Annotated in this window: 24 protein-coding genes; 6 read left to right on the top strand and 18 right to left on the bottom strand. The window is 68.3% G+C overall.

Features of this window, described 5'->3' with window-relative positions; all coding sequences use genetic code 11:
- Window positions 1-72: 72 nt before the first annotated feature.
- From F7O44_RS25105 to F7O44_RS25080, 6 genes are read right to left on the bottom strand one after another with little or no spacing between them, the layout of a single operon-like run.
- Window positions 73-594 (bottom strand): aromatic-ring-hydroxylating dioxygenase subunit beta, encoded by a 522-nt coding sequence (locus F7O44_RS25105; RefSeq protein WP_162453059.1) that lies wholly within the window; start codon window positions 592-594, stop codon window positions 73-75.
- Between the two features lies 1 nt (window position 595).
- Window positions 596-1,912, bottom strand: coding sequence for an aromatic ring-hydroxylating oxygenase subunit alpha (locus tag F7O44_RS25100; RefSeq protein WP_222851680.1), 1,317 nt, complete (start codon window positions 1,910-1,912; stop codon window positions 596-598).
- A 3-nt stretch (window positions 1,913-1,915) separates the two neighbouring features.
- On the bottom strand, window positions 1,916-2,950 hold the full coding sequence (locus F7O44_RS25095) for a dihydrodipicolinate synthase family protein (protein WP_162453058.1): 1,035 nt from the start codon (window positions 2,948-2,950) through the stop codon (window positions 1,916-1,918).
- A 37-nt stretch (window positions 2,951-2,987) separates the two neighbouring features.
- On the bottom strand, window positions 2,988-3,821 hold the full coding sequence (locus tag F7O44_RS25090) for a DODA-type extradiol aromatic ring-opening family dioxygenase (RefSeq protein ID WP_162453057.1): 834 nt from the start codon (window positions 3,819-3,821) through the stop codon (window positions 2,988-2,990).
- Window positions 3,821-4,081 (bottom strand): hypothetical protein, encoded by a 261-nt coding sequence (locus F7O44_RS25085; RefSeq protein WP_162453056.1) that lies wholly within the window; start codon window positions 4,079-4,081, stop codon window positions 3,821-3,823. The genes F7O44_RS25090 and F7O44_RS25085 overlap by 1 nt, the downstream gene beginning before the upstream one ends.
- Window positions 4,078-4,821: an SRPBCC family protein gene (locus F7O44_RS25080; RefSeq protein ID WP_162453055.1), complete on the bottom strand. Its 744-nt coding sequence runs from the start codon at window positions 4,819-4,821 to the stop codon at window positions 4,078-4,080. The genes F7O44_RS25085 and F7O44_RS25080 overlap by 4 nt, the downstream gene beginning before the upstream one ends.
- A gap of 268 nt (window positions 4,822-5,089) precedes the next feature.
- On the opposite strand from F7O44_RS25080, the gene F7O44_RS25075 reads away from it, so the two are divergent.
- Window positions 5,090-6,091 carry an aldo/keto reductase gene (locus tag F7O44_RS25075; protein ID WP_174255986.1) on the top strand — a complete coding sequence of 334 codons (1,002 nt, stop codon included), beginning with the start codon at window positions 5,090-5,092 and terminating at the stop codon, window positions 6,089-6,091.
- An 8-nt stretch (window positions 6,092-6,099) separates the two neighbouring features.
- Here F7O44_RS25075 and F7O44_RS25070 read toward each other — a convergent pair whose 3' ends face one another.
- The 5 genes from F7O44_RS25070 to F7O44_RS25050 all read right to left on the bottom strand — a co-directional run bounded on the left by F7O44_RS25070 (window position 6,100) and on the right by F7O44_RS25050 (window position 11,247).
- The gene (locus tag F7O44_RS25070; protein WP_162453053.1) at window positions 6,100-7,023 is read right to left on the bottom strand and encodes an RNA polymerase sigma-70 factor; all 924 of its coding nucleotides are present in this window, start codon (window positions 7,021-7,023) and stop codon (window positions 6,100-6,102) included.
- Between the two features lie 6 nt (window positions 7,024-7,029).
- Window positions 7,030-7,965, bottom strand: a complete 936-nt coding sequence (locus tag F7O44_RS25065; RefSeq protein WP_162453052.1) for an NAD-dependent epimerase/dehydratase family protein — start codon at window positions 7,963-7,965, stop codon at window positions 7,030-7,032.
- Window positions 7,966-7,980: 15 nt separating this feature from the next.
- Complete coding sequence (locus F7O44_RS25060) at window positions 7,981-9,630, bottom strand: ABC transporter permease (protein WP_174255985.1); 1,650 nt, start codon at window positions 9,628-9,630, stop codon at window positions 7,981-7,983.
- Window positions 9,627-10,547: an ABC transporter ATP-binding protein gene (locus F7O44_RS25055; RefSeq protein ID WP_162453051.1), complete on the bottom strand. Its 921-nt coding sequence runs from the start codon at window positions 10,545-10,547 to the stop codon at window positions 9,627-9,629. Before F7O44_RS25055 ends, F7O44_RS25060 begins: the two co-directional genes overlap by 4 nt.
- A 112-nt stretch (window positions 10,548-10,659) precedes the next feature.
- Window positions 10,660-11,247: a TetR/AcrR family transcriptional regulator gene (locus F7O44_RS25050; RefSeq protein ID WP_222851679.1), complete on the bottom strand. Its 588-nt coding sequence runs from the start codon at window positions 11,245-11,247 to the stop codon at window positions 10,660-10,662.
- Between the two features lie 54 nt (window positions 11,248-11,301).
- On the opposite strand from F7O44_RS25050, the gene F7O44_RS25045 reads away from it, so the two are divergent.
- Complete coding sequence (locus F7O44_RS25045) at window positions 11,302-12,285, top strand: DUF2867 domain-containing protein (protein WP_222851678.1); 984 nt, start codon at window positions 11,302-11,304, stop codon at window positions 12,283-12,285.
- 38 nt (window positions 12,286-12,323) lie between these two features.
- On the opposite strand, the gene F7O44_RS25040 is transcribed toward F7O44_RS25045, so the two are convergent.
- The 4 genes from F7O44_RS25040 to F7O44_RS25025 form a co-directional block, all read right to left on the bottom strand.
- Entirely contained in the window at window positions 12,324-13,592 is a 1,269-nt protein-coding gene (locus tag F7O44_RS25040) for a type II toxin-antitoxin system HipA family toxin (RefSeq protein ID WP_162453048.1), read from the bottom strand.
- Window positions 13,589-13,858, bottom strand: a complete 270-nt coding sequence (locus F7O44_RS25035) for a type II toxin-antitoxin system Y4mF family antitoxin (protein ID WP_162453047.1) — start codon at window positions 13,856-13,858, stop codon at window positions 13,589-13,591. The genes F7O44_RS25040 and F7O44_RS25035 overlap by 4 nt, the downstream gene beginning before the upstream one ends.
- Before the next feature lie 207 nt (window positions 13,859-14,065).
- Complete coding sequence (locus F7O44_RS25030) at window positions 14,066-14,503, bottom strand: TIGR03668 family PPOX class F420-dependent oxidoreductase (protein WP_162453046.1); 438 nt, start codon at window positions 14,501-14,503, stop codon at window positions 14,066-14,068.
- A 10-nt stretch (window positions 14,504-14,513) separates the two neighbouring features.
- Window positions 14,514-15,536 (bottom strand): ROK family protein, encoded by a 1,023-nt coding sequence (locus F7O44_RS25025; protein ID WP_162453045.1) that lies wholly within the window; start codon window positions 15,534-15,536, stop codon window positions 14,514-14,516.
- 80 nt (window positions 15,537-15,616) lie between these two features.
- Between F7O44_RS25025 and F7O44_RS25020 the strand changes: the two genes are divergently transcribed.
- Complete coding sequence (locus F7O44_RS25020; RefSeq protein ID WP_162453044.1) at window positions 15,617-16,138, top strand: gamma carbonic anhydrase family protein; 522 nt, start codon at window positions 15,617-15,619, stop codon at window positions 16,136-16,138.
- A 24-nt stretch (window positions 16,139-16,162) separates the two neighbouring features.
- Here F7O44_RS25020 and F7O44_RS25015 read toward each other — a convergent pair whose 3' ends face one another.
- Complete coding sequence (locus F7O44_RS25015) at window positions 16,163-17,137, bottom strand: threonine ammonia-lyase (RefSeq protein WP_162453043.1); 975 nt, start codon at window positions 17,135-17,137, stop codon at window positions 16,163-16,165.
- 36 nt (window positions 17,138-17,173) lie between these two features.
- Between F7O44_RS25015 and F7O44_RS25010 the strand changes: the two genes are divergently transcribed.
- Entirely contained in the window at window positions 17,174-18,112 is a 939-nt protein-coding gene (locus F7O44_RS25010; protein ID WP_162453042.1) for a LysR substrate-binding domain-containing protein, read from the top strand.
- Window positions 18,113-18,150: 38 nt separating this feature from the next.
- Here the strand turns inward: F7O44_RS25010 and F7O44_RS25005 are convergent, their stop codons facing one another.
- Both F7O44_RS25005 and cobT read right to left on the bottom strand, forming a co-directional pair.
- The gene (locus F7O44_RS25005) at window positions 18,151-18,951 is read right to left on the bottom strand and encodes an adenosylcobinamide-GDP ribazoletransferase (RefSeq protein WP_174255984.1); all 801 of its coding nucleotides are present in this window, start codon (window positions 18,949-18,951) and stop codon (window positions 18,151-18,153) included.
- A gap of 4 nt (window positions 18,952-18,955) precedes the next feature.
- The gene (gene cobT / locus F7O44_RS25000; protein ID WP_222851676.1) at window positions 18,956-20,674 is read right to left on the bottom strand and encodes a nicotinate-nucleotide--dimethylbenzimidazole phosphoribosyltransferase; all 1,719 of its coding nucleotides are present in this window, start codon (window positions 20,672-20,674) and stop codon (window positions 18,956-18,958) included.
- A 308-nt stretch (window positions 20,675-20,982) separates the two neighbouring features.
- Between cobT and F7O44_RS24995 the strand changes: the two genes are divergently transcribed.
- Together F7O44_RS24995 and F7O44_RS24990 are read left to right on the top strand one after the other, a co-directional pair.
- On the top strand, window positions 20,983-21,951 hold the full coding sequence (locus F7O44_RS24995; protein ID WP_162453041.1) for a cobalamin biosynthesis protein: 969 nt from the start codon (window positions 20,983-20,985) through the stop codon (window positions 21,949-21,951).
- A complete protein-coding gene (locus F7O44_RS24990; protein ID WP_162453040.1) occupies window positions 21,948-23,489 on the top strand; it encodes a cobyric acid synthase in 1,542 nt (513 codons plus the stop codon). The genes F7O44_RS24995 and F7O44_RS24990 overlap by 4 nt, the downstream gene beginning before the upstream one ends.
- The last annotated feature ends 59 nt before the right edge of the window (window positions 23,490-23,548 follow it).

The raw sequence follows: 23,548 nt of genomic DNA, 5'->3' as shown, positions 1-23,548 counted from the left end.
TGGGCAGATGGCACCTATTCGACCTCGAAGAGGCGTCACGTGGCCATGATCAACACGAGTGGGGGCTCTTGTTCAGATGAAGATCGACATGTTGTGGGCGTTCACGACGGCCTGGTCGAGCGCGGCCCAGCGATGCACGATCAGCCAGCTATCACCGTCGCGGCGCAGCAGGTCCCTGCGCTGGGCGGAGAAGAGGCTGGGCGTGATCTCCTCGCCGCGGCTTCGGTAGACGAGACAGCTGGACAAGGCCAGATACTCGTCGGCCTTCTCTGTCGGCTGGACAATGATGTTCGTGATGAAATGCCGCGTGCGTGAGGGCGGCTGCTCGGACCATGCGAAGTCGGTCTCCAGCCGTTTCACCCGCACATCCAGGGTTTCCTTGGTGTCGTCGAAGATCCGGGATGTGGGCGACAGTTCCCACTCGGAGAGCTTCTCCCGGGTCACCCGCACCGGGATCTCGTAGTGAGCGTCGTCGGCGAACGCCTCGAGCCAGTCCCGGAACCGCCGCTCGTCGAGCGCCAGCGACTCCAGGTACAGGAACTCGCGGATCGACTCTCGGGTCTCCCGGTCCACACCGGTCACGTTCAGCGCCATGTCAGGCCTCCCGGGTCAGGTAGTCCAGCCAGGTGGACCACAGGTTGCGGAAGTTGGTGTCCGTGACATAGGGCGAGACCGCGTACCCAGGACCAGGGAAATCCGCCAACCGCGGGCGCTCCAGGCCCATGACGTAGGGGAAGTCCACGTCCCGCACCGCCGTGGCGCCCGCCGCCTTGGTGACCCTGGTCCAGTTCTCGAAGTCGTCCTGCTCGAACGTGCCCGCCTGACCGAAGGTCAGCGTGTACGCCTTGTACGCCGCCTCCTTGTATTCGTCCGAGGCGTCCTTCGGCACGAGGCACCAGGACCACATCTCCATCCGGCCGGGACCGATCGGATGCCACAGCCGCATGGTGCAGAAGCGCACCCCCGGCTCACCCGGCACCAGGCTGAACGGCTGGATCAGGAAGGAGAGGTTCGGGAACACCGAGCCCACGGCGGTACGGGTTTTCGAGAACACCTCTATCTGCTCGGCCGACAGGCTGCCACGCATCTGCTCGACCAGCTCGTCCGGGTAACCGAAGAACGGCGGCATCCCCGGTGTGTGGCCGAGCCCGATGCCGTGGCCCTTGTCCGGGATGTGCACCGCCCAGCCTTCGCTGTGCGTCGCTCCGGACGACGGGAAGTACCCGAGGTGGAACCCGAACTGGTGCGCCACCGGGGTGTGGTAGCCGTCGCCGGAGAAGTTCTCCGCGCAGATCTTCCAATCCGTCTCGGCCACCCAGTGGTCCGGGGGGCCGTGTACCTCGCTGCCACCCGCGCCCTGCCTGAGATAGATGTCCAGATAGAACTGGAACCCGCCCAGGTACTCGTCCAGGCTCGGCGCCTGTGGGTCAAGCGTGCCGAAGATCAGGCCCGCATACGTGTCGATGCGGATCTTGATCATGCCCCACTGCTTCTTGTCCAGCTGCCCTTCGTAGCCCTCCTTGAAGTAGGGCACACCGATCAGCTCACCGGAGTTCTTGTACACCCAGCCGTGGTACGAGCACCGGAAATGCGAGGCGTTACCCATCTCCGACTTACACATCATGTTGCCGCGATGCCGGCACATGTTGAGGTTGGCGTTGATGTTCCCGTGCTCATCGCGCACCACGATGATGCTGTTGTTCGCGATGTAGCGCACCACGTAGTCGCCGTTCTTGGGGATCTCCGACTCGTGTGCGAGGAAACACCACGCCGTGGAGAAGAGCTTGTCCCGCTCCAGGTCGAAGATCTCCTGGTCGTTGAAAATCCGCGCGGGAACCCGTCCCTGCAGGACACCTTCCCGCATGTCAGCCAGCATCCGCTGGACGCCCTCGCTGGTTCCGGTCGCGGTCATCTGTCACACCTTCTCTGTGTGTGTCCTGCCCAGACGTTCCGCGACCTCTTTCACGACCTGCTTGTAGCGGGCGATGTGGTCCTTGGTGTCCTGGACGTGTTTCTCGGGGACGAAGTCTTCGGTGTAGGGCGGGCGGGATTTGCCGACGTCGATGTAGCCGGCCTCGTTCACCCGGATCTTCTCCAGCGGGACGTTGTACTTGGCGAACTCCATGAAGTCCTGCCCGACCAGGAACGGCTCGTGCGCCCAGCGCAGCCGCTCGGTGAGCCAGCGCGCTTCGTCGTACCGGTTCTCACGCAGCGCGTCCCGCAGTGCCAGCACCGGAGCCGGGCCACACGCCGTCGTCGACGACCACGCCATACCCACCAGCTCTTCGCCGTACATCTCCCAGGCCGGGAACCAGTCGGTCTCGATCGGCATCAGCGGGAACGACGTCTGGGTGTGCGCCATGTCGTTGTGGTAGCGGAAGCCGACGGACGCGCCACCCGCGTACTTGACGGCCACCACCTGCGGCAGCTCGACAAGGGTCCGGTACACGCTGCGCGGGATGATGCCGCGGAAGGCTGCCGTGTTGTCGTACACCGTGATGGCCAGCTCCGGCACCGCTTCGGCGACGTCGCGGTAGAAACGCTCCATCACCGGTCCGGTCATCTCGCCCCACATCGGCCGCCCCAGCAGCGTGCCCGTGACGCCGAGGTCGGCCAGGTAGCGCATCCGCGACACGGTGTCCCGCGTGTTGAGTGTCGTTGTCCCGATGAACAGTGGGAACCCGGACCGGGTGGCCTCGGCGGTCTCCTGCGCGCAGGCGGCATACGCCTTCCACTCGTCCAGCGTCAGCGTGGCGCATTCGCCCAGGGTGCCGTTGAGCGCGATCGCGTCGACCCCGTCGTTGACCAGGGTGCGGATCATCCGCTCGGTCTCTGCGAGGTCGACGGTGTCGGTGGCGTCCACGCGCTCCGCGCCAGGGAGGGCGGGGGTGGGTGGGTAGGCCATGACACCACGCATGTCCCGGCCGGTGACGTCGGGCAGCTTGCTCATAAGTGGTCCTCCAAAGTTGGTTCAGATCCGGGTCGGTTTAGATCCGGGCCGCGGCCAGCGCGGTTCCGGTGAGCCAGGCGGGAACGGGTTCGTAGACGAGGGTGTCGAAGGGCACTCCGGCCGCGCCGGCGGTGACCAGCCAGGTGCGGATCTCGTGCGCGCCGTTGCCGGCGGCGTCGATCTGCTCCTGCGTGTAGTCGGTGAGCCTGGCCGGGTCGCCGCTCTCCAGCCGGTCGAGGAAATCACGGTCGAACTCCTCGTTCACCGAGCCTGCCTCCGGCATACCCACCCAGTGGGAGAGACCGCCGGTTCCGAGAACGACGACTCGCCGCGCGTCGTCCTGCGCTTCCACGGCAGCGCGAATCATCCGGCCGAAGTCGTAGCAGCGCCGGGCTGTCGGCCACGGCGGATTAACACCGTTGACGATGACGGGCACGAGCGGCAGCGCCGAGCCGGGGTCGAGGTGCTTTAGCGGCACGCAGAAGTTCTCGTCGAACGCCAAGCCGCCCTCAACCAGCGCCGGGTCGAAGTCCGACTCCAGCGCGAACCGGTACAGGTGTGCGCCCAGCACCGCGTCGCCAGGGTAATCATGCTGCTCGACACCCAGGAACTCGCCCATCTCCTTCGTCACCGGGCCGAGGTACGAACCGGCCGTGCCGATGGCGAACGCCGGCAGGTTGCCCAGGAAGAAGTTGGTGAAATGCTCGACAGAGACTGCGACCACCGCATCCGGCGCCAGCTCCTCGATCCGGCGTCGGACCTCACCGAACGCGCCCTCGACGGCCTCTCGTTGAGCCGGCTCGGCGCGTTCGGGGAATCCGGTGATGCCGGGTGAGTGTGATGCCGTGAACGCTCCGACTATCTGTCCCATCAGCTGACCTCCCCGCGGAGTTTTGCGTAGTACTCGGCGCGGTCGACGCCGATCTGCAGCGCGCAGAAATAGAGCAGGTACGGATTGGCGCCACGTTCGTACAACGTCTTGAAGTCCAGCGCCTTCATCGCGGCACGCTCCTCTCCATCGATGCCGTACTCGTCGAGCACCGCGTCCGGCTCGGACCGGAAACGGTTGGCCAGATCCAGGTCCTTGCGGACATCCCAGAGCAGTTTCTGCAGGTCGTACACCGCGATCACTTCTCCCCTGCGTCGATGACATACACGGCCGGCCATCCGGGCGGTCGGCCGTCAGCGGCGGGCCAGGATCGGGAACGACGGCGGCCCAGCAGGAAGGCAGCGACCACGGCCGCGATCCCGCCGAGCGCGATCAGGCCCCGGGTGCCGACCGTCGTACGCAGCAGGGTCAGCACGTCCAGCGAGTTCTCGTCGGTGTCGGTCACCGCCGACGACGATCCGGGCGACGACGAGGGCCGGCCGTTGCCAGCCCCTGGCGCATCGGCACCCGCGTCCGGCAGCGCTTGCTGGGGTAGCCCGCCGTTGCTCATCTCAGCGGAGAGCCGTTCGGCGAACTGGCCGATGATCGTCCCCGCGACCTCGTTCACCAGGCCCCGGCCGAACTGGGCCGGCCGGCCGGTGAGGGCCAGGTCCGTTTGCAGCGCGACGCGTGTCCCGTCCGGAACGGCCGACAACGACGCGGTAACCGCCGCTTTCGCCGTGCCGGATCCGCGAGCTTCCTGACCCTCAGCGGCGATCACCAGCCGGCGCGCTTGTGGGTCCTTCTCCTCCAGCCGGGCATCACCCCGGTAGTTCAGCCGAAGCGGTCCGACCTTGAGGGTCACCCGGCCGGAGAAGTCGTCACCGTCGATCCGATCCAGGGCTGCGCCTGGCATACACGGCGCGATGCGCTCCACGTCGAGCAGCGTCGACCACGCCTGATCGGGCGGGATCGGAAGCGTGAACTCATGCTGGAGTTGCATCGCACCACCTCGGGTCGCGGAAAGGGCCTCATCGAAACCTGCCCCGCACCGGGGCCGAACAGGCTTGTCAGAGACGCTATGAGCGATGCCCGGGTCGGCGCGTTACCCCTCCGGGTCAATTCGGCCGCTCCAACGCACCCCACCGGTGATAACGAATACGTTTGCCGGGTCTTGGCACGGAAGAGTGTTCACGAACATGGGAGTTGACCTGGAGCGCGCTCCAGTTCGTAGCGTTCAAAGCGTTGACAACGAGACGAAGGAGCAACAGGTGAAGACTGTTGAACTAGGGCGCACAGGTGAGCAGGTCAGCCAGCTGGCGCTGGGTTGCATGCTGATGGGCACGCGAACCGATGAGGCCACGTCGCGACAGATGCTGGACCGCTATGTCGGGGCGGGCGGGACGTTCCTCGACACCGCGGACTGTTACTGCTGGTGGCATATGCCGGCCGGCAACGGCGGGGAGAGTGAGGAACTGCTAGGCCGCTGGATGTCCGAGGGCAGCCGCCGGGACCAGGTCTTCCTGGCGACAAAGGGCAGCGGCGTCGTGCAGAATCCCGACGACGCGCGCATGGCGGACGGCAGCACGGACTGGAGCCGGGTGCGTTTCGTCGGGGCTGGAGCCGACACGTTGCGCGCCGCGGTCGACGGCAGTCTGAGAAGGCTGCGCACCGACCACATCGACCTCTACTACGTTCACGTGGATGACCACAACACGCCACTCGAGGAGACGCTGGAGGCGCTAGCCGGCATCGTGCAATCCGGGAAGGTGCGCTACATCGGCTGGTCCAATGTACGCGCCTGGCGGCTCGAGCGAATCCGGCAACTATGCGCGCAGCACGGCTGGCCCGCGCCGGTCGCCGTCCAACAGCAACACTCCTACCTGCGGCCGCCGGCCGGCCGGCAGTACGCGTCGGTCGTCGGCGACGAACACATGGACTACTTGCAGACGCACGACGACCTCACGCTGGTCGCCTACTCACCGATACTGCAAGGCGCCTACGAGCCCGAGCGCCGCACCGGACATCGGATGCTGGCCGGCTACGCGGGACCGGACACCGACGCCCGGCTGGCCGCGGTCGACCAGCTGGCCGCTGAGCTGGACGTCACCCCGAGCCAGGTGGTGCTCGCCTGGATGTTGCACCAAACCGAGCCGGAGCGGGTGGCGCTGATGGGCCCGCGCACGTTGGACCATTACGACGCCGCCATGCCGGCACTCGACGTCAAGCTCACCGCCGAGCAGCTCACCGCTCTGGATGCGGCCGGTACCTGACCCAGAGCTCAGGTCTCGTCGCCTGATCGGAGGCCCGCGAGCAGCAGGACGCCGAGGGGCCCGACCTTGGCGAGGTGTTGCAGCTTGTCAGGATTGGCCACGGAGTTGATCGCCTGGATCTGGCCGTCGGCGACGTCGAGCTCCATGACTCCGATCAGCTGGTCGTGCTCGTCGAACGCCACCGCGCCGGGCTGGCCGTTGACCTCCGTGAGCTCGATACGCCCGCCCCTGCGTAGCAGGATAGGGATCCCCTTCGACAAGGCCCGTGCCACCCGGGTCCGGCCGAAGATCGGCTGCTTGTGTACCGGCGCCTTCCCGCCACCGTCGGCGTGCAAGGCCACATCCTGCGCCAACATCTCTTCCAACGCGGACATATCGCCCTGCTGGGCGGCGGCGAAGAAGCGCTGAGCCAGCTCTTCTCGCTGCCGCCGGGAGGCGTAATGGCGTGGCCTGCGCTCCCGTACATGGTTTCGGGCCCGTGCCACCAGGTGCCGGGCACTGTCCACATCGGTGCCGATGATCTCGGCGACCTCCGGGTACGGATACTCGAACACCTCACGTAGCAGGAACGCGGCCCGCTGCTGCGGCGTCAAGCTTTCCAGCAGCACCAGGAATGCGAGTGACAACGAGTCGGCGGTCTCGGCCTTCTCAGCCGGTGTCGGCTCGGTGGCCAGTGGCTCCGGCAGCCACTCGCCGATGTACTGCTCCCGCTGCGCCCGCGCTGAGCGGAGCTGATCGATGGCCAGCCGGGTGACCATCGTGGCGATGTACGCCCGGGGCGAGTTGATCGTCTCGCCGCGCTGCTCAACCTGATGCATCCGCAGAAACGCTTCCTGCACCAGGTCCTCGGCTTCGCCGACACTGCCGAGCATCTGATACGCAATGGCGAACGCTCGCGGCCGCAGCCCGCCGTACAGTTCCGAGACAGACATATCCAGCTACCCCAATTCCTCGGTGAAACCTTTACGCCAGTCCGGGTACCGCGGCGTCCAGTCCAGTTCCCGCTTGGTCGTCTCAGTGGAGATCCCGCGCGCCTGCGTCATCATGTTCACCGCCCCCGCGCCCGTCAGCAAGCGCACACACCAGGCCGGTACACGCAGCGGCGGTTTGGCTCCGAGTGCGCGGGCCAAGTGGGGCAGCCAGTCGCATACTTGCGCCGGCTCGTCATCGGCGACGTGGTAGATGCCTGACTTGCCTCGTTCGACCGCCGCCACGGTGGCCGCCGCGGCATCGGCGATGTGCACCAGCGACCACACCCCGCCACCTCCACCGACGATCGGAAACCTTCGTTTGCGGACCTGGTCGGCTATGACGTCGCCGGTGAGGCCGGTACCCGCGCCGTAGAAGCCACCGTAGCGGAGCACGATGCCGTCGGCCCAGGTAATCCGGGTCACCGAGTCCTCCACGTGGCGCAAGGCGGCCACGGCCTCGGCCACATCGGCAGGCGGGTGCGGCTCGATCCGTCCGTCCTCGCCGGCGACCGGCCCGCCGACGCGTTCCATCCACATGGCGTTGCTCTGTGCGACGAACTTGCGGACGCCGACGGCATGACCCGCGGCGAGCAGATGGTCGGTGCCTTCGGTACGCAACCGGTTGGCGGCGGCCATCATCGCCTTCACCTGCCGAAACCGCGGCCGGCCGCTCAACGCGGTCAGTTGATGGACGATCACCTCTGGCTCTGCCTTCGCGACCACGTCAGCGACCGAGTCCGGGTCCAGCGCGTCGACCACGACCGGCTCGGCACCCAGTACACGCAGCGTGCCGGCTTTGGCGGCTGAGCGGGTCGAGCCGACCACCTCGTGGCCACCTGCCACCAGCAAAGGAACAAGCTGCCTGCCGATCGCGCCGGACGCGCCGGCGATGAAGATCCTCATGTCGTCACCACCGGTTCACTTGGTCTCCAGGTCCCGGCGGCGAAAGGCGGCGAGGCCTGCCGCCATCAGCCCGGCGGCGATCACCAGAAGAATCACCATCGCCGGCCAGGAGACGCTGTCCAGAGGCGGCTGGCCGGTGTGCTCCGTGGGAAGCACGTTGCGCAGCCCCTGAGGAACCTCCATCAGCGGCCCGAAGATCCCGACGAACACGCCGAGGCCGAGCACCACCCAGGTCGCCCCGATCACCCTGGGCAGCACACCGAACAGCAGCGCGGCGAGCCCGAGCAGGACCAAGACGCCCGGAGCGTGCGCCAGGTGTGCCGCGGTCACATCCCAGATGTACGCGCTGTCGCCCACCGAGACGGCAGCGCCCGCTCCGGCTACCAGCCCGACGACGAGCAGCAGCCCGACCAGCCCGGCCGACAACACCACCAGGTAGCTGCCGAACCAGGCCCAGCGGCTGGTCGCGGTCGCCAGCAACGGCTCGGCCCGGCCCTTGGTCTCCTCCAGCCGGACCGCCTGCACGCCGAGGACAACCATGATGCCCGCGAGAGAAGCGGTGAACAGCGTGATCACACCGAGATAGCCGTCGGCCAATGTCTCGACAGAGCCGCCGAACATCTCGATACGGTCCTCGCTGATGCCGTCGGTGTCGGTGATCTGATCTGCGAACCCGCCGAACATGAAACCGAATATCGCCAGCGCTACCGTCCACCAGATCAGGCTGGCCCGCTGCAGCCGGAACGCTGCCGCCAGCGGCGACCCGAGCCAGGCCGCGGCCACGGGTACCCCGGCGCGGGCCGCGACCAGTCCCGCTCCGACATCCCGCCGGCTCGACAACGCATATCCGGCCGCGGCGGCAGCCGCGGCGAGAGCAACCGAGAGCAACAGCGGCCACCACCGGCCGTCCACATACGGGCGAGTCTGGTTCGACCAGGCCAGTGGCGAAAACCATGACAGTGGGCTGCCGTAGTCGTCAGCCATGTCGCCTGCCGCCCGGACCGCCCATGCCGCCCCGAGCACCGCGCCCGCCATTCCGGTTGCGGCCCGCGAATATTCGGTGACCTGGACGGTGAGCGCGGTGATCCCGGCGAATACCAGCCCCACCGCCGCTACGCTGGCGCCGAACAGCAAACCGTCGGCGCCGTTGTAGCCTTTGGCGGCCATCACACCGCCGAGCATCAGCGCGAGCAACACGTTCGCGCCGGCCGCGACGGTCAGCGCCGCTGTGAGCTGGGCGTAGCGCCCGACGACGGCGGCCCGGAGGAGTTCGGCCCGCCCGCTCTGCTCATCGACCCGAGTGTGCCGGGCGACCAGCTGAATGCTCATCAAAGCCGCCAGCACGAAGAAGACGAGGCCGTAGACGCCGGCAACGTACAAGTCGGGCGAGATCGCGTCGCGCCCATAGCCGGGGCCGAACACGGCACCGACCGCTCCTTCCATGAACCGCCTGACGTCTTCTCGCTGCTGTTCGGTCTCCATGAGACCGGAGGCCGCCGTCGTCAGTTGAACCAGCAGAACGCTGATGCCCAGCAGCCACGCGGGCAGCTTGATCCGATCACGGCGCAGCACGAACCGGATCAGTGGGCCGGTACCAGCGAGAACGTCACCGGGAGAGTTCCCGGCGGGCGCCCGGGACGGCTGCCGAACGGCGGTTACCGTCATCGCTCCTCCCGGTTTCCGTTGCCAGCCACGGCGAGTTCGTCGCCGTAGTGACGCAACATGAGCTCCTCCAGCGTGGGCGGATGGCTGGTCAGACTGCGGATCTCGAATTGGCTCAAGGCCCGGACCGCTCTGGCGAGATGGTCACCGTCGACCGCGAACCGCACCCGGTCGTCGGTGGACTCCAAGTCGTGGATGCCGGGCATCCCCTCCAGGCCGCTGACTGGCTTGCCGGTATCCGCCTCGATGGTGGTGCGGGTGAGGTGCCGCATCTCGGTGAGAGTGCCGGACTGGACGATCTCGCCCTGCCGGATGATGCTGACCTTGTCGGCGAGCTCTTCGACCTGAGCCAGGATGTGGCTGGAGAGCAGCACCGTTCGCCCCTCCGACTTCACCTGGTTGATCACGTCCTGGAACACCACTTCCATCAGCGGGTCCAGCCCGGCGGTCGGCTCGTCGAGTAGCAGCAACTCCGCGTCGGAGGCGAGCGCCGCCACGATCGCGACCTTCTGCCGGTTTCCCTTGGAGTAGGTGCGGCCCTTCTTCGTCGGATCGAGGTCGAAGCGCTCGATCAGCTCCGCCCGCCGGGCCGGGTCGAGCCCACCCCGGAGCCGGCCGAGCAGATCGATCGCCTCACCGCCGGTGAGGTTCGGCCACAGCTCGACATCCCCCGGCACATAGGCCATCCGCCGGTGCAGGGAGACCGCGTTGTACCAGGGATCTTCGCCGAGAACTTCCGCGCGGCCGGAGTCGGCCCGCAGGAGCCCGAGCAGCACCCGGATGGTGGTGGATTTGCCGGCGCCATTCGGCCCGAGGAATCCATGCACCTCCCCGGTCTCGACAACCAGGTCGAGGCCGCTCAGCGCGCGGGTCGAGCCGAACCCCTTCACCAGCCCAGATGTAGCGATAGCAGCAGTCATGATGTCTCCGTCCGTCGTGCTCACGAACTACAGACGAGACAACCCACCACTTCATGAACGGCAGTGACTCAGCTCACACTCCGGCGCTACATCACCGGAGCGGTCCGGACCGTCACGGAAGGAAGGTGTCGACCATGCCGCTCAGGTGCCGCTCCCACTCCCCCGAGTCACGCGGGAGCGTTTCGGGCGCGGCATGGGCCAGCTGGATGTGGCCCAGATAGACACTCACTGCCAGCAGGGCACGGCCGCGCGCCTCACCCACCGGCAATCCGAGCTGTTCGAACTGTGCCGCCACATAGGCCACCCTGCGCTCCGTCACACCTTGCACGACCGGCGCGACCATAGGGTCGTCGGCGGTAGCCATCAGCGCGATCTCGATCCGGTCATGGCGGCTATACCCGACCACCAGGGTGAACAGCCTCCGTAGCCGTGCGGCCGGATCCGGGTCGGCTTCCATGGCCGAGATGATCATCTCGGTGTGCTCCCGCTCCCACAACCGCAACGCGGCTTCGATCAATGCTTTGCGGTTCTGGAAATGCCAGTAGAAACTGCCCTTGGTCGCTCCGAGCCGGGTCGCGAGCGGCTCGACCGCCACGGCCGCGAGCCCGCCCTCCCCAATGGCCGTCAAAGCCGCCTGCGCCCAATCCGATGCGGTCAGGCGCGCTCCAGAGGCGCCCTGACCCTGATGTTTCGATCTCACCAACCGTACGGTACCGTATGGTTACCATACGCGACCGTATGGAGGGAGAGTTCCATGCGAAACGTGCACGCACGCACGATCAACGCCCCCGCCGAAGAGGTGGGCGCCCTACTCGACAGGCTGGCATCGGACGATGATCCGCTGTGGCCGTCTCCGGCCTGGGTCCCGATGAGGTTCGACCGCCCGCTGCAGGTCGGCGCCGACGGCGGCCACGGCGAGGTCCGGTATTGGGTGAGCGCCTACGAGCCCGGACGCCGGATCGAGTTCACGTTCCACCCCGAGACCGGCATCACCGGCCGCCATGAGCTCAGCGTCGAGCCGATCGCCGACGGCCGGTGCGTGGTCCGTCACGTCCTCGAGGCACGTCCGCGGGGCGTGATGCGAGTGCTCGTGCCACTAGTGGTCCGCTGGCTACACGACGCCGTACTCGAAGACCTCCTCGACAACGCCGAACTGGCCGCCACCGGCCGGGTCGCCCAGCCGGCGCGGTGGTCACCGTGGGTGCGCCTATGGCGACGGCTGACCGAGTTCCCTAAACCGCGCGCGGTACCGATTCCGGACCAAAGCCTCCTCATCAGGGACGCGCTGGACCGGGTCGATTACGCCGACGCCTTCGAGGTCACACTCCAACCGGGCGCGACCACCGACCCGCAGGTGTGGGCCGATGCCATCTTCCGGTCACCGCCGCGGTGGGTGGGCGCGCTGCTTCTGCTGCGCAACCGGCTGGTTCGCCTCGTCGGGATCAGGCCGGAGAGCAATCGCGCCTTCGACACCATCGAACGGGACACGCACGAGGTGCTGCTGGGCACCAACGCCGGGCATCTCGACTTCCGCGCATCGGTACTGGTTCAGACCGATGCGGTGACCCTGACGACCATCGTCCAGATCCACAACCGGCGCGGCCGGCTCTACATGGCCATCGTGTCGCGCCTGCATCCACGCGTGGTGAAAAGCATGCTCTACCGGGCGATGCGCCACCTGAACGAACAACCCAGGCACGACGCCGCGCGGCCGGAGCCCGCCCGGAGGAGCCGCTGAGCGGTCCGCCATCAGTGGGGCCACAACGGGAACAGGTCCTATCGGCCACGACGCGGCGCACCGCCGGCAGCCGCATTGCGCTCCAGCGTGGCACGTCGGCGCTCGATGACCCGACGCAGCTTCTTGAGCACCCCGGTATCGAAAGGCAACCGTTCGAGGTCGGGCAGCCAGACATCGACCTTCGCCGCGATATCCGCGAGCACCTTACGAGAGGCTCGCTCAGGCACACCTATGGCCCGGCCCAGGTCGACGAAGGCCGAGTCCGGCAACCCGGCATCACGCCGCCCGCCTATCGGCATCGCGAGTGTGTTGTCGCCGTAGGGCTGCGAGTTGGGCACGTCGTACAGAGGAGTGGGCCGCCATTCGTCGTCATCGACCTGCATGACGGAAAAATTCTTCGCGTGCGCATCACCATTGCCGGTGACGTAGGCGAAGGCCAGCTGGGCCAGGAATGTCCGCGCGGCGACGACGGGCGCCCCGCAGACGCGGCTGAGCGCGGTGAACACATCCTCGGTCGACATCCGGTACTTCGCTGCCGGGTGACGGCCGAGAACCTGGCAGCCGTCCTCGACCGCCAACGACCTCTCGATGCCGTCAGCGGCGTAGCGGTCGAACCGGCGGATGAGGAGCCCGTGAGCGCCATCCGCGTCGGTCAACATCGTCGCGTCCACGACATCCAATCCGGACTTGCGGGCCGCGTCGATAAAGAAATTCTCGTTGTCGACAAGGTGCCGGTACTCAGGCGGTTCTAGCTTGAGGATGAAGCGGTGCCCGGCTCGGATGATGGGGAGGTTCACCATGGCTGCACTGACCTTGTCCTGCACCCCAGCGAGGCCGACGCGATCAACCTGAGTGTCGAGCTTGCTGACGATATCGGCGAAGCGGATGCGGCCCCAGTGTTGCTCGTCGCCGACTTCCAACAGCGGACTGACTTGGCCCGGCACGCAGCCTTCCGGAACCACCTGGACATCACCCACGACGTCCTGTCCGACACCGAGCAAAAGAGTCAGCTCATCGTCCGGAGACGTCTTGGTAGCGCGGCGTAGTGCGGACAGCCTGCGCCCCTCCGGGAGCAGCCCTGCGAAGAACGCCGGGACGGCGCCGCCCGTTGTGCGATGCGGCACGTCGGTGAGCGGCAAAGTGGTCGCGATGGGTGTGTTCGGTCGCTCCAGCCATGTATCCGTGTAGCGGAAGAGCACGTCGTCGCCCTCCCGTTCCAGATGTCCAGCCAGCGAATCCTGCTTGTACACATCAGCACGGCCGACGTCGACCAACTCGTCGAGGGCATACTCGGGCTGCGAGCTCATGTGTCGGCCACCGTGATTCCGTCGGCGACGCCGCGTCGCACTTCGAGGTGGAGACCGAGGACTCGCAGGACATCGAGCACCTTGTCCAGCCGGACGGTCGGCTTTCCCGCCTCCAGCATGTGGACGAACCGCTCCGAGCAGCCAGCGAGGTCGGCCAGTTCTTCCTGTCGCAGGTCCAGCTGCTTGCGCCGCCAACGCACCTGCCGACCAAGGACCGCAACGTCTGCACGATCATGCAGATGAGGGGCATCTTCTCGATCAGCCATCAAAATCACCTACGTATCCGCATGATCGTGCATCGCCCGTACCTGCACCTGGAATTATGGTGCCACATGCCACGTGAATATGCACGAACGTGCAGGTGCGCTTTGCCGACGGCTTAGCTCTTGCACTTACGCACCAGTCACTCACTACTTGATGCACGATCGTGCATCTGACGTGTGCAGCTTAGGCGCCGCGCACGGATGCCGCCTTCAGGTACCGGCGGGGTCGGCGGATGAGTATGCCCAGCCGGACCAAGCACCGATCGCGAGGACGATGACCGGCCCTGCGGGTGGGTCAACGGCGTATTGCTCATACTTTGCGACCAGCAGCTCGATGGCGTGGTCGCGTATCTCGCCGCGCTCGACGATCGACGCTTCGCCGTCGGCGCGCACCCACCAGAGCTGCGTCCAGTCGTCGTCATAGTGGTCGCACAGCACCGTGACCCGTGGGTTCTCCTCGATGTTGCGCATCCGCCGGAGTTTCGTCGTCGTCTTGGGCTTCTGATCCACGCCGACGACGAGAAGATCCCCGGACACGGCGAACGTCACCGGCACCAGGTGCGGACGCATGTCGGCGCCGGTGGTCGCCAGCCGCGCGACCCGGGCCGCACCCAGCCGGCGACGGCATTCCGCTTCGTTCAACCGCATGCCGGGCCCTCTACCCCATATCGGAACAGGCGATCGCCAACGCGCCGGCGACCGTGGCCCGCGGACCCAGGGTGCTCAGGTGCACCCGCCAGTCCGGCCCCGGGACCGGCTCCAGCCAGCGCAGCGTCGCGGCCAGTGTCTCCGGGCGAGATCCGATACCTCCACCGAGCACGTACGTATCGGGGTCGACGATCGCCCGCACGGACCGCAACGTCATGGCGAGCAGCCGGCCGATGTCGTCGATCACCCGCTCAGCGATCACATCGCCCGCCGTGGCCGCTTCGAAGATCTCGGGAACGCTCAGCCGCGCCGAGCCGCCGGCCCGGACATAGGCACGTTCGATGCCGCGGCCGCTGACCTCGGTCTCGAGCGGGCCGTGCACCAGATTCTCGGCCTCGAACGGATCGGCCCCGAACGGCAGGTCACCGATCTCGCCCGCCAGCCCGTGGCCACCGCGGTGCAGCTGGTCGGCGAGGATCAGGCCGAGCCCGATGCCCGTGCCGACCGCGACGAAGGCAAGGTCACCGCCGCTGTGCTCGGCGTTCCAGAAGCGCTCTCCCCAAGCGGCCAGGTTGACGTCGTTGTGAAGCACCGGACGTGCTCCCAACCGGCTCTCGAGCTCAGCTGCCACGTCGAGCTGGTCCCAGCCGGGAATGTTCGGCGCGTGGGCGACGGTCCCGGTCACCGGGTCCGGCGCGCCGGGGGTGCCGATGCCGATCCGCCGGGGCTGCTCCGCGTGCTCGGTCTGATCCGTGAGCTTCTCGACAAGCGCGGCGATCTGTCCGACGACCTCTCGGTTGCCACGTGGATCCGTCGCGACGGTTGCGTCGATCAAGGGTGGTCCGGCCGGCGGGACCAGCGCGGCATGGATCTTCGTGCCGCCGACATCTACGCCCACGACCGGTTCGAGCGCGGCGTCCGGCGGTGGTTCCGGCAACTCGCCGGGGCGCCAGCCATGAGCCGTCAGCGCCCATCGAACACGCTCTACCAGGGCACTTGTGTTTGAGCCGGCGTTTCGCCCGTGGAGTGTCACTCCGATATAAAACCATGACCACGACCGGCTCCCTCCAAGCCAGTTGAACGTCACCACGATCAAGCACCACACTGTGGGTCGTGAACATCATCGAACTGGGCGGCGTCCGCCCGACGCTCGGCACCGACACCTGGCTGGCCGACACCGCGACGTTGATCGGTGACGTCACTCTCGGAGAGCAGGCCAGCGTCTGGTTCGGGGCGGTCGCCCGAGCCGATTTCAACCGGATCACCATCGGCGCGCGCACCAATATTCAGGACGGCTGTGTCCTGCACACCGACCCGGGGTTCCCGCTCACGATCGGAAGCGGCGTCTCTACCGGGCATCGCGCGGTGCTGCATGGCTGCACCATCGACGACGACGTCCTGGTCGGGATGGGAGCGACCGTCCTGAACGGAGCGCGGATCGGGGCGGAGTCGCTGGTAGCAGCCGGCACGGTGATCCTCGAGGGCACCGAGATCCCGCCACGTTCGCTGGTGGCCGGTGTGCCGGGCAAGGTGCGGCGCGGCCTCACGGACGACGAAGCCGCGAAGGTCCGCGAGAACGCGAGAGAGTACGTCGAGCTAGCGCAGCGCTACGCCCGTGAGGCGAAGCCGGACTGACGACGCGCCATCGGCCACGACCGTTCAGGCGGCCGCGGCAACCGGCGGCTGGGCGATTCCGCGGAGCTCGTCCTCGCTGGCATTCGAGCCGGTGCACATCACCGCTACCCGCCGGCCGGCGAACCGCTGCGGGTAAGCAAGCAACGCGGCCATCGACGCGGCGCCGGCGCGCTCGGCCACCGTGTGTGCGTCGCGCAGCAAAACCCATTGCGCGGCGGCGATGACGTCGTCGTCGACCAGCAGGAAGTCGGACAGGTGCTGGCGCATGATGCCCTGGGTCAACTCGAAGCCCGAGCCGGTGGCCAGCCCTTCGGCCGCGGTCTGGTTGGGCCGCGTGACGATCTCACCGGATCGCCACGAGTCGTGTGCCGCTGGCGACGCCGCGGCTTGCACAGCGACAACCTCACAGTCCGGCGCCACCGCGGAGGCCACGAGACACGCCGCGGCCGCGCCACTGCCCCCGCCGACGGGCACGACGACGACGTCGACGTCCGGGGCTTGCTCGAAGACTTCGAGGTACGACGTGCCCACACCGGCGATGAGGGCGGGCTCGTTGGCGGCGCTGACCAGCCGGGCACCGCGCTCGGCGGCGAGCTTTCCGGCGTACTCGCAGGCTTCACCCAGCGCCGCACCGGCCTCGATGACCTCCGCGCCGAGTGCGCGGACCGCGGCCGCTTTACAGGGGTTCGGGTTTTCCGGCATGACGATGGTGCAAGCCGCCCCAACCCGGGCCGCGGCGTAGGCCAGCGACTGCGCGTGGTTACCGGTCGAGTACCCGATGATTCCCCGCCGTTGCTCGTCGGCGGGCATCCCGGCGAGGAGGTTCAGCCCACCGCGCACTTTGAACGCGCCGGTGGGCTGGATGTTCTCGTGCTTGACCAGCACGTCGATGCCCACCGTCGAGTTCAGCGCCGAATACGACCGCAAGGGTGTGGGCGGTAGTAGAGAATCGAGCACGCGCCGGGCGTGCAGTACGTCGCTGATCGATGGAGTGCGCATGTTTCCTACCATCGCAAGCTTCGATTAATAGGTCCAATGCCATTTTTCTTGAGATCCATCAATTTCATCTATGCTTTACCTGTGGACCTGAACCGCCTGCGAGTCCTGGTCGCTGTGGCCCGGGAAGGATCGGTCACCGCAGCCGCGGAGTCACTGCACTACGCCCAGCCCTCCGTCAGCCACCACCTGGCCCGTCTCGAGACCGAGATCGGAACGCCGCTCGTCCAGCGCGCCGGTCGCGGTATCCGGCTCACCGACGCCGGCCGCCTGCTCGCCTCCCGGGCCGAAGAGATCCTCGGCCGGGTGGACGCGGCGCAGACCGAGCTCGCCGCGCACGCGGGCCTGCAGACCGGCCGGGTCCGGCTCGCGGCATTCCCATCCGCGCTGGCCACGCTCGTACCACCGGCCGCCGCCCGATTCGCGGCCGACCATCCGCAACTCGAGCTCGGCCTGACCGAATGCGAGCCACCGGAAGCGCTGTCCGCCCTGCGCAACGGCGACGTCGACGTCGCACTCACCTTCGAACACGACACCCCGCCGGCCCACCTGGCGCACGTAACCGCCACGGCACTGCTCGACGAGCCGCTCTACATGGTGACGCCCAGGGCACGCGAATGGTCCGGCGCCCGCTCGGCGCTGGCCACCTACGCCGGCGAACAATGGATCGCCGGATGTGAACGCTGCCGCGCGCATCTGCTGTTCGTCTGTGAAAACGCCGGCTTCGTGCCCACGATCGAGTTCGAGACCGACGACTACGTAGCGGCACAGGCGCTGGTGGCGGCCGGCATCGGCGTCACGACGCTGCCCGGCCTGGCGCTCGTCGCGAACCGCCACCCGGGTGTACGTATCGACTGCATACCGGGCGACCACCGGCGGGTGCTCGCGGTGACGTATGGCAAGCCGCCACCACCGCGGCCCGTGCAGGCTTTGCTCGACGCGCTCGAAGCCACGATCACGACACCCGTTTGGCCGTAACGTGCTCGCGGCGGACCGACGCGAGACGGCGGCCCGGATCAGCCGGCCGTGGCGACCAGCGCCACCAACCCGGCAGCGAGCGACACCTCGACCACCGCGCCAAGGACGTCGCCGGTGACACCACCCAGCCGCCGGGTGCAGCGCCACAGGACAACACCGGTGGTCATCAGCGCGAGCGCGACGACAACGGGCGCGCTCCACCAGGGCACCGCCCCGGCGGCTTCGTTCCCCGGCCAGCCAGCGATCGCGAAGGCGCCCGCCAATGTAGCGGTGACCACGGCCGTCGCTCCCACGGCGGCCACCCGGCCCACCGATCCGGCGACGACGGCCCCGAGTCCCTCCGTCCGGGCCGACGGCACGCCACGCAGGCAGGCGGCCATGAGCATCGCCCGCGAGACCACCACACAACCCGCCAGCCCGACCGCCGCGGCCACTGGCTCCAACCGGCCAAGCTGCGCGGCTGCTGCCACCTGGACCAGGAGCACGAGAACCACGGCGCTGGCTCCGGCAGGACCGGTGTCTCCGGTGCGCATCACCGCGAGCGCCCGTTCCCGGTCGTAGGAGGCGGCCAGCCCGTCCGCCGTGTCTGCGAGCCCGTCGAGATGGAACCCCCGATCACCCAGCCGCAGCGCGGCGATCGCCAACGCGGCGGCCACCAGCGAGCCGAGGCCCAGCCATAGCCCCACCCAGAACACCACCCCGGCGAGCACGGCCAGCACGCCGCCCGCCACCGGAGCGAGCAGCATCGCCGCACCCGCCGTCGCCCCTGTCACCTGCGCCGGCGGACGCACCTGGACGGTGGTGAGGGTTCCGACGGCCAGCCGCCACGCATCACGCATCGGGTCAGAGTTCCAGGTCAGCCAGCGCGGCCATCCGCGTGCTCATGGCCACCGCCGAGCGCAGCGTCGGCAACGCCGCCAGCGCGCCGGTTCCCTCCCCGAGACGCATCCGCAGGTCCACGATCGGCTCCAGTCCCAGGTAGTCGAGAGCGGCGGCATGCGCCGGCTCGACGGACAGGTGGCCGGCCAGCCACCACGCCGAGGCACCGGGCGTGAGCAGCTCCGCGACCAGCGCGGCGGCGGTGACGACGACGCCGTCGAGCAGCACCGGAATTCCGTGCTCGGCAGCGCCGGCAAGGAATCCAGCCATCGCGGCGAAATCCGCTCCGCCGATCGTGCTCAGCAGTGCCAGCGGATCGTCGCGCACCGGCCGCGCCCGCTCGATCGCGGCGGCGACAACCGTGCTCTTGTGCTCCAGCGTGGCGTCGTCGATGCCCGTACCCCGGCCGGTGACCTTCCGCGCGTCGAGCCCCAGGACAGCACCGATGATCGCGGCCGCCGTGGTCGTATTGCCGATGCCCAGGTCACCGGCGATCAGCACGTCAACCGGCTCGTCGACCACCAGCCTGCGACCGGCGGAAACCGCGATGCGCACCTGCTCAGGCGTCAGGGCGTCCTCGACGTCGATCCGGCCGCTGCCCCGGCGCACCTTGTGCTCGCCCACCTCCTGTGGGACATCGGGCAGGTCGGCGTCGACGGCGAGATCACGTATCCGGACCGTGGCGCCGTGCTGAGCGGCCAGCGCGTTGATCGCCGCCTGGCCGGACACGACAGTGCGGACCATCGCGGCGGTCACGGCCGGGGGATACGCGGAGACCTCCGCGGCCACCCCGTGGTCGCCGGCGAAGACGGTGACGCCGGCCCGCGAAGGCATCCGCGGCGGATATTCCCCCTGGCGGCCGGCGAGCCAGACGGCGATCTCCTCGAGGCGCCCGAGCGAGCCGACCGGCTTGGCCAGCCCGTCGATCAGCTCCCGCGCGCGGGCTTCGACAGTCTCGTCCACAGGAGCCGGCACACCCAGTTCGGCGGCACGTACATGGTGCTGAACCGGGTGACGCTGGTGACAACTGTTGTCCTGAACGTCACCTGGTGCGGAAAGCGGGGCGGGAAGGTCCAGCGCCCGGCCGGCGACACAGAGCACCGCACGGTCCGCTACATCGGCGACGCGCCGGTTGAGGTTGCCGAGCAGGTCGCGGTAGAGCCGTCCGGACCGGGTAGCGGGCACGACACCGGAGCCGACCTCGTTGCTCACCGCGACGATCGCCGCCCGCGATGAGCGCCACGCGTCGATCAGGTCGGATACCGCCGCCTCGACGATGTCGATGGGGGTGGATGGGGCGCTCTCGTCCCCCGGCCCGACACCCGCACCATCGCCGGCGTCACCCCACACACCCGCATCGTCGAGCACCGACGACAGCCACAGCGAGAGACATTCGACGATCACCGTGCCCGAAGCGCGCCGTAGCACTGAGACAACCTCGGTGGTCTCGAGTGTTTCCCATGCTGCCGGGCGACGTTCCCGGTGCCGCTCTACGCGCTCGGCCCATTCGGTGTCGCCGGGCCTGGGCGGAGCCGTCGCCAGGTATGTGACGGGTCCCGGGCGGGCGCTCTCATGGGCCCACTTCTCGGCGTAGACCGACTTTCCCGAACGCGCTCCTCCGAGCACGAGGATCTTCTCCACAGATGTGCCAGCGACGCCGTCCGGCGCAGAGGTGATGCGCACGTGTCCCGTTCCTTCCCCGGGATGAGTCCGGGAGAGGGCCACTATGGTGCGACACGGCCAAGATCCCGGCCCACCCGCAAACCTCGACGAGTAACTACGGCCGCTCCCGCATCCAAGCAGTCCGGCTCGCCACGAGGCTCCAGCAACGGAGGTGGCCTACGGTTGCGGGTCAGCGCCGGATTCCGACCGGCTTCCCTTGGACACAAGAGAACGGGTTCCAGGCGCCGACGAGCACTGGTGCCCGCCGAGGCCGTTCTCCCAACATGGAAGAATGCCACATTCCACCAAAGGGAGCGAAGCGGCGAGGTATGAGCAAGGATGTCCCGGTGACCTGGACCACCACAACCGGCCTGGTGGCCGGAGCCATCGCCGACGCGGTGTTCGGCGACCCACGGCGCGGGCATCCCGTCGCCGGATTCGGCCAAGCGGCGGGGCGTCTCGAGCGCGCATGGTGGGCCGACTCGAAGCCACGCGGGGCGTTGTACACCGCGGTCGCCGTCGGGGTGCCGGTCGCCGCGGCCGAAGCGGCCCGCCGTCGCTCCGGGAACGTCCAGGTAGCGGCCACTGCGCTGGCGACGTGGGCCGTGCTGGGCGGGCGCAGCCTGACCCGCGAGGCCGATCTGCTCGCCCGCTCACTCGAAGCCGGAGACCTCGAGGCTGCCCGGCGCCGCCTGCCGCATCTGTGTGGCCGGGACCCTGCCGTACTCGACGCCGACAGTCTGGCCCGCGCCACCGTCGAGTCGGTGGCCGAGAACACCTCTGACGCGGTGGTGGCGCCGCTGTTCTGGGGCGCGGTCGCCGGATTGCCAGGCCTGATCGGCTACCGCGCGGTCAACACACTCGACGCCATGGTGGGACACAAAAGCGACCGGTACCGCAACTTCGGGTGGGCGTCGGCCCGGCTTGACGACGCCGCCAACGTCATCCCGGCACGCCTCGCCGGGGTGTTGACGGCCGTTGCCGCACCGCTGGTAGGTGGCCGGACAGGGGATGCGCTGCGCGCCTGGAGCGCGGACGCGGGGCGTCACCCGAGCCCCAACGCGGGGGTCGTGGAATCGGCATTCGCCGGGGCGCTCGGCCGGCAGCTGGGTGGACGCACGGTTTATCCCTACGGCGTCGATGAGCGACCCGTCCTCGGCTCCGGGCCTGATGTCAAGGCAGCCGACATCCCACGTGCGGTGCGCCTGTCCCGAGCTGTCTCGGTGGGCGCGCTGGCCACCGTCGTCGCCGGTCGGATCGCCGTCACGACGCTGACCCGCCGGCGGAGGGCCCGATGACCAGCACACACGGCGCCGGGCTGCTGGTGGCGGGGACCACGTCGGATGCCGGCAAGAGCCTGGTGGCCTCCGGCCTCTGCCGGTGGCTGTCCCGCCAAGGAATACGGGTGGCGCCATTCAAGGCACAGAACATGTCCAACAATTCCATGGTCTGCCCCGATGGCTCAGAGATCGGGCGGGCGCAGTGGGTGCAGGCGATGGCCGCCCGGGTGACACCCGAGGCCGCCATGAATCCGGTGCTGCTGAAACCCGGCAGTGACCGGACGTCCCACATCGTGCTGATGGGCCGCGCGCACGGCACATTGCGCAGCGGTGAGTACACGACCGGCCGGCAGAAGCTGGCCCAAGCCGCCTTCGAGGCGCTGGCCGATCTGCGCAGCCGGTTCGACGTCGTCATCTGCGAAGGAGCGGGCAGCCCGGCCGAGATCAATCTGCGGGCCGGTGACTACGTCAACATGGGTCTCGCCCGTCATGCCGATCTGCCGGTGCTGGTCGTGGCCGACGTCGACCGCGGTGGGTCGCTGGCTGCCATGTTCGGCACGCTGGCGCTGTTGGACGCTGCCGATCAACGGCAGCTGGCCGGTTTCGTCGTCAACAAGTTCCGCGGAGACGTCGACGTGCTGCGACCAGGACTGGAACGGATCACCGAACTCACCGGCCGGCCGGTGTACGGGGTACTGCCGTGGCTCGATGGCGTGTGGATCGACTCCGAGGACGCCCTCGCCGCCGGCGGCTGGCAACGCGCCAGCGTCCTGCAGAGTGAGGGCCCGGACGCTCGGTTGGCAGGACGCAGCGAACGGCCGCTGACGGTCGCCGTCGTGCGTTTCCCGCGGGTGTCGAATGCCACCGACGTCGACGCCCTCGCGTCGGAGCCGGGCGTGACCGTGACCCTGACCGCCGACCCCGACGTCGTCGCCGGCGCCGATCTTGCGGTTCTCCCCGGCAGCCGGGCGACCGTGTCCGACCTGGCCTGGCTGCGGGAACGCGGGCTGGACACGGCCGTCGTCGCTCGCGCCCGGTCTGGCCGCCCCGTGCTCGGTGTCTGCGGCGGCTACCAGATGCTCACCGAGAAGATCGTCGATCCGGTCGAGTCCGGGCAGTCCGTGGACGGGCTCGGGCTGCTTCCGGCCGAGGTGATGTTCAGCACCGAGAAGCAGCTGGGCCGCCCGCAGGGATCATGGCGCGGCCACCCCGTCCAGGCCTACGAGATCCACCACGGCGTCGCCACCGGCACGCACCGCCCTAGCGAACGGTTTCTCGACGGCTACCGCGCCGGCAGCGTCTGGGGCACGATGTGGCACGGCGCGTTCGAGAACGACGCCTTCCGCCGCGCCTGGCTCACCGAAATCGCCGGCGAAGCCGGCCGGTCCTGGCGACCCACCGGTGGTCCCGGATTCACCGAACAACGCGAGCTGATGCTCGACCGGCTCGCCGACGCCGTGACCGAACACCTCGATACCCAGGCACTCCTCCAGCTGATCGAGGATGGCCCGCCCAAAGACCTCCCGTTCATCGCGTCATCACAGGTCAACTCCTAGCAAACACCAGAGTGTCCAGCACGAGTCGTCGTCCTGGCCGGGCATCGATTATGGTGTCG

Source organism: Phytoactinopolyspora mesophila, assembly GCF_010122465.1.
GTDB classification, from domain to species: Bacteria; Actinomycetota; Actinomycetes; order Jiangellales; family Jiangellaceae; genus Phytoactinopolyspora; species Phytoactinopolyspora mesophila.
The sequence above is the reverse complement of the archived record's forward strand: the minus strand, read 5'-3'. Positions and strand labels throughout refer to the sequence as shown.

Coding starts and splice junctions, on each gene's coding strand:
- F7O44_RS25080 (WP_162453055.1), bottom strand. CDS start 4,821: ATGCAACTCCAGCATGAGTTCACGCTTCCGATCCCGCCCGATCAGGCG.
- F7O44_RS25070 (WP_162453053.1), bottom strand. CDS start 7,023: ATGTCTGTCTCGGAACTGTACGGCGGGCTGCGGCCGCGAGCGTTCGCC.
- F7O44_RS25035 (WP_162453047.1), bottom strand. CDS start 13,858: ATGGCTGATCGAGAAGATGCCCCTCATCTGCATGATCGTGCAGACGTT.
- F7O44_RS25060 (WP_174255985.1), bottom strand. CDS start 9,630: ATGACGGTAACCGCCGTTCGGCAGCCGTCCCGGGCGCCCGCCGGGAAC.
- F7O44_RS25015 (WP_162453043.1), bottom strand. CDS start 17,137: ATGCGCACTCCATCGATCAGCGACGTACTGCACGCCCGGCGCGTGCTC.
- F7O44_RS25065 (WP_162453052.1), bottom strand. CDS start 7,965: ATGAGGATCTTCATCGCCGGCGCGTCCGGCGCGATCGGCAGGCAGCTT.
- F7O44_RS25100 (WP_222851680.1), bottom strand. CDS start 1,912: ATGACCGCGACCGGAACCAGCGAGGGCGTCCAGCGGATGCTGGCTGAC.
- F7O44_RS25095 (WP_162453058.1), bottom strand. CDS start 2,950: ATGAGCAAGCTGCCCGACGTCACCGGCCGGGACATGCGTGGTGTCATG.
- F7O44_RS25055 (WP_162453051.1), bottom strand. CDS start 10,547: ATGACTGCTGCTATCGCTACATCTGGGCTGGTGAAGGGGTTCGGCTCG.
- F7O44_RS24995 (WP_162453041.1), top strand. CDS start 20,983: ATGAGCAAGGATGTCCCGGTGACCTGGACCACCACAACCGGCCTGGTG.
- F7O44_RS25005 (WP_174255984.1), bottom strand. CDS start 18,951: ATGCGTGATGCGTGGCGGCTGGCCGTCGGAACCCTCACCACCGTCCAG.
- F7O44_RS25030 (WP_162453046.1), bottom strand. CDS start 14,503: ATGCGGTTGAACGAAGCGGAATGCCGTCGCCGGCTGGGTGCGGCCCGG.
- F7O44_RS25105 (WP_162453059.1), bottom strand. CDS start 594: ATGGCGCTGAACGTGACCGGTGTGGACCGGGAGACCCGAGAGTCGATC.
- F7O44_RS25010 (WP_162453042.1), top strand. CDS start 17,174: ATGCCATTTTTCTTGAGATCCATCAATTTCATCTATGCTTTACCTGTG.
- F7O44_RS25090 (WP_162453057.1), bottom strand. CDS start 3,821: ATGGGACAGATAGTCGGAGCGTTCACGGCATCACACTCACCCGGCATC.
- F7O44_RS24990 (WP_162453040.1), top strand. CDS start 21,948: ATGACCAGCACACACGGCGCCGGGCTGCTGGTGGCGGGGACCACGTCG.
- F7O44_RS25040 (WP_162453048.1), bottom strand. CDS start 13,592: ATGAGCTCGCAGCCCGAGTATGCCCTCGACGAGTTGGTCGACGTCGGC.
- F7O44_RS25045 (WP_222851678.1), top strand. CDS start 11,302: ATGCGAAACGTGCACGCACGCACGATCAACGCCCCCGCCGAAGAGGTG.